We start from the raw sequence: 6,619 nt of genomic DNA, 5'->3' as shown, positions 1-6,619 counted from the left end.
CGAAGACTATCCACGCGCCCAGGAGCTGGGCCGTCCTCTTACCCGTGACCACTGCTCCGACCGCCACTGCTCTACGGCCTGCTCGTCCCGCTCGACGGCCCGATGCGCGGGGACCTGCGGTGACCAGCCAGCCGGTGCGGCAGATACGACACCCCGCGCGGGGTGTACCGGTAGCCGAACAGGCGGTGAATCAGCGCCGCGACCCTCGCCAGAGTCCAGCGCTGGTCCTCCGTCCAGCCGTGCGCGGCCGGGCCGCTCCCAGCTCAGTCTGCAACCGCTCGACCTGACCATCGTCCAGCCGGCACGGAAAGCCACCAGGTCCCTTGGAAGCCAGGGCCGCGCTGCCGCCCTCACGCCAGGCGGCGTGCCAGCCGTAAGCCGACTTCCGCGACACCCGTAACCTGCGTGCCACCTCAGGCGGCCGTACCCCCTGCCCGAACATCTCCGCGGCCTCGAAGCGCACCATTTCACGCTTCGCCCGCCCCGCGGCGGTCAGCCCGCCGCCATCCGCGTACCTCATGACGAGGATGTAGCACCGCCAACGCCGACTGTCACCCCACCCTTTCAACCTCAACGGCAGTAGCGACGGAAACAACCACGGATCTCCCCGCACAACCACGGACGCCAGCGGAAGGCAAAACCCGCTCTGACCAGCGAAGAAGCAGGTAGAGGGGTGCCGCGTAGCACACGTACTATGTGCTGGCAGGTGCCACGCCGGAGCGCGGAGGATCGTTCCCGTCATAGCCCGCTGTAGCACGCCTCATGGCAGCGGCCTGGGCATCTACCGGTGGGTTGTCGAGCGCACCTTCGTCTGGCTTCACGGCTTCAACGACTCCGCGTCCGCTGGGAACGCCGAGCCGATGTCCACGAACCCTTCCTCAAGCTCGCCTGCTGCCTGATCATCCACCGCCAGGTGCTGTCCTTGACCTGACCGGCACTTACCCCATATCGATAGACCGACCCGGCAAACTGATCTCATGAACCGAGACGCCCTGCAATCCGCACTGTCACAGGACGGCAGCATCTCTGCACGCGCAGCCCTGGCCGAGCTGGAGGCAGGCGCGGACTTCGAGGTCTTTCTGAACCAAACGGCTACTGCGCGACAGCTCTGGGACACCTGGTCCTGGCGGCACGAAGTCATGCTCGACACAGGCGTCACACCTCGGCCCGGAATGGCCGATGCCGTTGCCAGACCCCACGCCGCAGGCACGGCTCGGGTCTACATGGCGACAATCACCGGATCACGGAGACGTTTCACGCTCTTCCTAGGACACCGTATCGCCGGACGCCACTTGGTAGTACCTCCTCCAGCTCCCCCACGACCCCCGCGCGCCACGCGTCGCGCGCGTCACGCTGCGCGCCGTACTCGCCGGGCACGGCATGGACGACCGGATCGACGTTGCCGAACTGCTCGCGTGCGAGCTGGTCACCAACGCGTACCGCTACTCGGACGGCCCGGCGACGCTGCGATTGCGTCGCATGGAGGACGACTGGCTGCGGATCAGCGTGTGGGACACGAACCCGTTCATCCCGGCCCCCTTCGACCGACCGGCGACGGCAAGGCTCCGAGCCGTGCCCTGCCCCGGCCCCGACTTCGGTCCCGAGCCCGTCGGGCGCGGGCTGCTTCTCGTCTGCGGCTACGCCGACAACTGGGGCGGCCACCCGCTCGGAGACGACCTGTTCGGGTCGGGCGGCAAGCTGCTGTGGTGCGAGCTGGCGCCCCGGCACCAGCCGCCCGGGGATGTCATCGCAAGCCCGACCGTTCTTCGGCTCGCACGCCGTGAGACGGCGTAGTGGCGACGCGTCTCTTTCTTCCTCGGCGTCGTAGACGGCGCAGGGGCGGTTGGAGCACGCTGGAGTCTGCGGACCGCATGAAGAACGTCACCGCCGCGGGCGGCGGGCTCATGGCACCGAAACCTGGTGTCAGCAGGTGAGAGCGTCCGTATGCTGGCCACGTACCGCTCGTCGAGGTCACACCGAGACTGCCGGTCGGACGAGGAGGTGAAGGGAATGAGGGTTGCGATCGACCACACCGGACCCTGGACCGTTGCCGATGTCCTGGCCCTGCCCGAAGATCGCACCACCCGCTATGAACTGCTGGGGGAGTCCCTCGTAATGTCCCCCGCGCCTGGCATCCGCCACCAGCGGGCCTCGCTCCGGCTCGCCATGATTCTGCACGCCGCGGCCCAGGCTGCCCAGGCGCCGGTCGAGGTTTTGGAGGCCATCAATGTCATCCTGCCGTCGGGCCTGGTGGTGCCCGACCTGGTGGTGACCGACGCCGGCGCAACCGCCGAGGACGGCGTCAGTGTCGACGCAGAGGGTGTGCAGCTCGTGGTTGAGCTGGTCTCTCCGGGCAACCGCACGGTGGACCGGAAGTTCAAGCCGATGCTCTACGCCGAGGCCGCCATCCCGCACTTCTGGCGGCTCGAGCTCGACCCCGCCCCGATGCTCGTTGTCTACGAACTTGAAGGTGGCCGGTACGTCGAGCGGACGACTGCCCTCGCGGGCGCGACCACCCGACTGGACACCCCGTTCCCCGTTGAGATCGACCCGGCTGGACTCTCGCGGCAGTAGGCGCCGTCTGACGGCGACGTCGACGGCAACCGGACCCGCCAATGGCAGCCACCAGCGGGCCTCGGCGGACCAGTAGACCCCCGCTGACCTGTGAAAACACAGGTCAGGCATGTGGGTGATTTCACCACGACGGTCTCGTGACGGCGTTCGGGGCGGGAGGGCGGGGTGGGTGGTGCCTGGTGGCTCGGGCGGAGGGCTGCACTGGGCGTGGGGCCGTGGCACGACGAGCGTCGGTTTGACCCCCCAAGCCCCGCCCCGTAACCTTGACCGTCGGCGTGTTTCCATGCGCGCCAGCTCCTGAGCACCTCCCTCCCGGCTCCGGGCCGGGAGAGGCCGTTCCGACCATCCGGTTCAGTCGCGGGCCCCGGCCCGTGCGGGCGGCTGGCATCAGGGGTTCCCGTTCCGAGCGAGAGAGAGATCCGCGTGTACGCCATCGTGCGCAGCGGTGGTCGCCAGCACAAGGTTGCTGTCGGCGACATCGTTGAGGTTGACAAGATTTCCACTGCCAATGTTGGCGACACGGTCGAGCTCTCGACCCTGCTCGTTGTCGACGGCGACTCCGTGACCAGCGACCCGTGGGTCCTGGCGGGCATCAAGGTCCAGGCCGAGGTCGTGGACCACCACAAGGGCGCCAAGATCGACATCCTGCGCTACAAGAACAAGACCGGCTACCGCCGTCGTCAGGGCCACCGCCAGCAGTACACGGCGATCAAGGTCACGGCGATCCCGACGGCTGCGAAGTAAGGGACTGAGGAGACATGGCACACAAGAAGGGCGCATCGTCCACCCGGAACGGTCGCGACTCCAACGCTCAGCGGCTCGGCGTGAAGCGCTTCGGCGGTCAGGTCGTCAACGCCGGTGAGATCCTGGTCCGCCAGCGTGGCACCCACTTCCACCCGGGCACGGGCGTCGGCCGTGGCGGCGACGACACGCTGTTCGCGCTCAACGCCGGTGCGGTGCAGTTCGGCACCCACCGCGGTCGCAAGGTCGTGAACATCGTTCCGGTCGCCTGAGTCGACTGACCGGTACTTCGCGAGGCGGACCTCGACTTCTCGCACGGCTCACGCCGTGCGGGAAGCAGGTCCGCCTTTCGCGTGTTACACGTAAGACATTTCCGTACGTATGCACCTGGTAACTGGAGGCACCGAAACATGACCACCTTCGTGGACCGCGTCGAACTGCATGTCGCCGCGGGTAACGGAGGTCACGGCTGTGCCTCCGTCCACCGGGAGAAGTTCAAGCCGCTCGGCGGCCCCGACGGCGGCAACGGAGGCCGCGGCGGCGATGTGATCCTCGTCGTCGACCAGTCGGTGACCACGCTCCTCGACTACCACCACTCGCCGCACCGCAAGGCCACCAACGGCAAGCCCGGCGAGGGCGGCAACCGCTCCGGCAAGGACGGCCAGGACCTGGTCCTCCCCGTGCCGGACGGCACCGTCGTGCTCGACCGGAACGGCGAGGTGCTCGCCGACCTGATCGGCCACGGCACCCGGTACGTCGCCGCCGAAGGCGGCCGCGGCGGCCTCGGCAACGCCGCGCTGGCCTCGGCCCGCCGCAAGGCGCCCGGCTTCGCGCTGCTCGGCGAGCCCGGCGACGTGTACGACATCGTGCTGGAGCTCAAGACCGTCGCCGACGTGGCGCTCGTGGGCTACCCCAGCGCGGGCAAGTCCTCGCTGATCTCCGTGCTGTCCGCCGCCAAGCCGAAGATCGCGGACTATCCGTTCACGACCCTCGTCCCGAACCTCGGCGTCGTCACCGCCGGCTCCACCGTCTACACCATCGCGGACGTCCCCGGCCTCATCCCCGGCGCCAGCCAGGGCAAGGGCCTCGGCCTGGAGTTCCTGCGCCACGTCGAGCGGTGCAGCGTCCTCGTCCATGTCCTCGACACGGCGACGCTGGAGTCCGACCGCGACCCGGTCTCCGACCTCGACATCATCGAGGAGGAGCTCCGGCAGTACGGCGGCCTCGACAACCGGCCCCGGATCGTCGTCCTCAACAAGATCGACATCCCGGACGGCAAGGACCTCGCCGACATGGTCCGCCCCGACCTGGAGGCCCGCGGCTACCGCGTCTTCGAGGTGTCGGCCGTCGCGCACCAGGGCCTCAAGGAGCTGTCCTTCGCCCTCGCCGACATCGTCGGCAAGGCGCGCGCCGCCAAGCCGAAGGAGGAGGCCACCCGTATCGTCATCCGCCCCAAGGCGGTCGACGACGCCGGCTTCACCGTCACGCGCGAGGAGGACAGCCTGTTCCGCGTACGGGGCGAGAAGCCCGAACGCTGGGTCCGCCAGACCGACTTCAACAACGACGAGGCCGTCGGCTACCTGGCCGACCGCCTCAACCGCCTCGGCGTCGAGGAGGAGCTGATGAAGGCCGGAGCCCGCGCGGGCGACGGCGTCGCCATCGGCCCCGAGGACAACGCGGTCGTCTTCGACTGGGAGCCCACCATGATGGCGGGCGCCGAGATGCTCGGCCGCCGCGGCGAGGACCACCGCTTCGAGGCGCCGCGCCCGGCGGCGCAGCGGCGCAAGGACCGGCAGGCCGAGCACGACGAGTCGGAGCGCGAGTTCGACGAGTTCGACCCGTTCTGACGGGTGCTTCCCCCGAGGGGGTGGGGCCGCCGCGCGCGACGCCGCACACGGCGGCCCCACCCCCTCAGGCATGTCCTGTGGCGTACCCGGCCTTGCGCCCCGCCGGCCCGCTCGGCGCGCGTGACCTGCGAGAAGTGGGGAAAATAGTGCCTGGCTCGCACAACCGATCGGCTGCCCCCGCCGTCTAGTCTGAGGGGCGGTGCGCAGCGCCCCGCATGTTCACAGATACGGGGCACAACAGATGAAGATCTCCTTCCTCATCCACACGGTCTACGGGATCGGCGGCACCATCCGCACCACGCTGAACCTCGCGGAGGAGCTGGCCGGGCGCCACGAGGTCGAGATCGTGTCCGTGTTCCGCCACCGCGACGAGCCGCTCTTCGCGATCGACCCGCGGATCACCGTCGTCCCGCTGATCGACACCCGCCCCGGATCGCGGACGAACGAGAAGAAGCACCCGCTCCACCTCACCCCCGCCGAGGACTTCCCCCGGAACGAGGCGCGCTACAAGGAGTACAGCGCCCTCACCGACCAGCGCGTCCGCGAGCACTACGCCGCGTCCGACGCGGACGTGGTCATCGGCACCCGCCCCGGCCTGGTCGCCTACGTCGCCCGGTACGCCCCCGAGGGCGCCGTGCGGATCGGCCAGGAACACATGACGCACAACCACCACAAGCCCGCCCTGCGCGCCGAACTCGCCGGGTTCCTCGCGGAGTTGGACGCGTTCGTGACCGTGTCCGAGGGCGACGCCGCCTCGTGGCGGGAGCACATGCCGCTGCCCGGCACGCGCGTGCTGTCCATACCGAACAGCGTGCCCGAGCCCATGGTCGCGCCCTCCGACACCTCGGGCACGACGGTCGTCGCCGCCGGGCGGCTGTCCTCCGAGAAGCAGTACGACGTGCTTGTCGAGGCGTTCGCCAAGGTCGCCGCCGCCCGGCCCGAGTGGACTCTGCGGATCTGCGGCTGGGGCAACCAGAAGGACCGGCTCCGCCGCAGGATCGACGAGCTGGGCCTCTACAACAACGTCCACCTCATGGGGCCGCGCTCGCCGATCGAGCCGGAGTGGGTCAAGGGCGCCGTCGCGGTGTCCACGTCCCGCCACGAGTCGTTCGGGATGACCCTCGTCGAGGCGATGCGCTGCGGGCTGCCGGTCGTCTCGACCGACTGCGACTACGGGCCGCGCGAGATCATCAAGGACGGCGAGGACGGTCTGCTGGTGCCGGTCGGTGACGTCGACGCCGTCGCCGGGGCGCTGATCGGCCTGATCGACGACCCCGAGCGCCGCCGCCGCATGGGCGCAGCGGCCCGGGCCAACGCCCGCCGCTTCGACCCGGGCCCGGTCGCCGAGCGGTACGAGGAGCTGTTCACCGCACTCGGCGCGAAGGCCACCCCGGTACGGGACGCGGCCCCCGGGCGCCGTACCGACGCGGCCACGGCCGGCGGGACCGCCGACACGG

At 69.7% G+C, this 6,619-nt stretch carries 7 protein-coding genes and 2 pseudogenes; 7 read left to right on the top strand and 2 right to left on the bottom strand.

The window, feature by feature from the left end:
* Positions 1–6: 6 nt before the first annotated feature.
* Positions 7–182 (bottom strand): annotated as a pseudogene (locus HTZ82_RS32450) (winged helix-turn-helix domain-containing protein).
* A gap of 8 nt (positions 183–190) precedes the next feature.
* A complete protein-coding gene (locus tag HTZ82_RS32445; RefSeq protein ID WP_254711982.1) occupies positions 191–442 on the bottom strand; it encodes a helix-turn-helix domain-containing protein in 252 nt (83 codons plus the stop codon).
* Positions 443–722: 280 nt separating this feature from the next.
* On the opposite strand from HTZ82_RS32445, the pseudogene HTZ82_RS22015 reads away from it, so the two are divergent.
* The 7 genes and pseudogenes from HTZ82_RS22015 to HTZ82_RS21985 all read left to right on the top strand — a co-directional run.
* Positions 723–931 (top strand): annotated as a pseudogene (locus HTZ82_RS22015) (transposase); the annotation flags it as partial.
* Positions 932–1,380: 449 nt separating this feature from the next.
* Complete coding sequence (locus HTZ82_RS22010; protein WP_309235622.1) at positions 1,381–1,794, top strand: ATP-binding protein; 414 nt, start codon at positions 1,381–1,383, stop codon at positions 1,792–1,794.
* A 216-nt stretch (positions 1,795–2,010) separates the two neighbouring features.
* A complete protein-coding gene (locus HTZ82_RS22005; RefSeq protein ID WP_175411177.1) occupies positions 2,011–2,574 on the top strand; it encodes a Uma2 family endonuclease in 564 nt (187 codons plus the stop codon).
* A gap of 423 nt (positions 2,575–2,997) precedes the next feature.
* Positions 2,998–3,318, top strand: a complete 321-nt coding sequence (gene rplU, locus HTZ82_RS22000) for a 50S ribosomal protein L21 (RefSeq protein WP_175411176.1) — start codon at positions 2,998–3,000, stop codon at positions 3,316–3,318.
* Positions 3,319–3,332: 14 nt separating this feature from the next.
* The gene (rpmA, locus tag HTZ82_RS21995) at positions 3,333–3,587 is read left to right on the top strand and encodes a 50S ribosomal protein L27 (RefSeq protein ID WP_175411175.1); all 255 of its coding nucleotides are present in this window, start codon (positions 3,333–3,335) and stop codon (positions 3,585–3,587) included.
* 138 nt (positions 3,588–3,725) lie between these two features.
* Positions 3,726–5,162: a GTPase ObgE gene (gene obgE / locus HTZ82_RS21990; protein ID WP_175411174.1), complete on the top strand. Its 1,437-nt coding sequence runs from the start codon at positions 3,726–3,728 to the stop codon at positions 5,160–5,162.
* Positions 5,163–5,403: 241 nt separating this feature from the next.
* Positions 5,404–6,619 (top strand): glycosyltransferase family 4 protein (locus tag HTZ82_RS21985; RefSeq protein ID WP_175411173.1); only part of this gene is annotated, 1,216 nt, incomplete at its 3' end.

Source organism: Streptomyces sp. TRM64462 (assembly GCF_013362995.1).
GTDB lineage: Bacteria > Actinomycetota > Actinomycetes > Streptomycetales > Streptomycetaceae > Streptomyces.
Note: the sequence above shows the minus strand (reverse complement) of the source record. Positions and strands in the feature narration are given on the sequence as shown.

What these genes read in the sequence shown, in the direction of transcription:
- HTZ82_RS32445 (WP_254711982.1), bottom strand. Translation starts at nt 442, where the DNA reads ATGTTCGGGCAGGGGGTACGGCCGCCTGAGGTGGCACGCAGGTTACGG.
- HTZ82_RS22010 (WP_309235622.1), top strand. Translation starts at nt 1,381, where the DNA reads ATGGACGACCGGATCGACGTTGCCGAACTGCTCGCGTGCGAGCTGGTC.
- HTZ82_RS22005 (WP_175411177.1), top strand. Translation starts at nt 2,011, where the DNA reads ATGAGGGTTGCGATCGACCACACCGGACCCTGGACCGTTGCCGATGTC.
- rpmA (WP_175411175.1), top strand. Translation starts at nt 3,333, where the DNA reads ATGGCACACAAGAAGGGCGCATCGTCCACCCGGAACGGTCGCGACTCC.
- obgE (WP_175411174.1), top strand. Translation starts at nt 3,726, where the DNA reads ATGACCACCTTCGTGGACCGCGTCGAACTGCATGTCGCCGCGGGTAAC.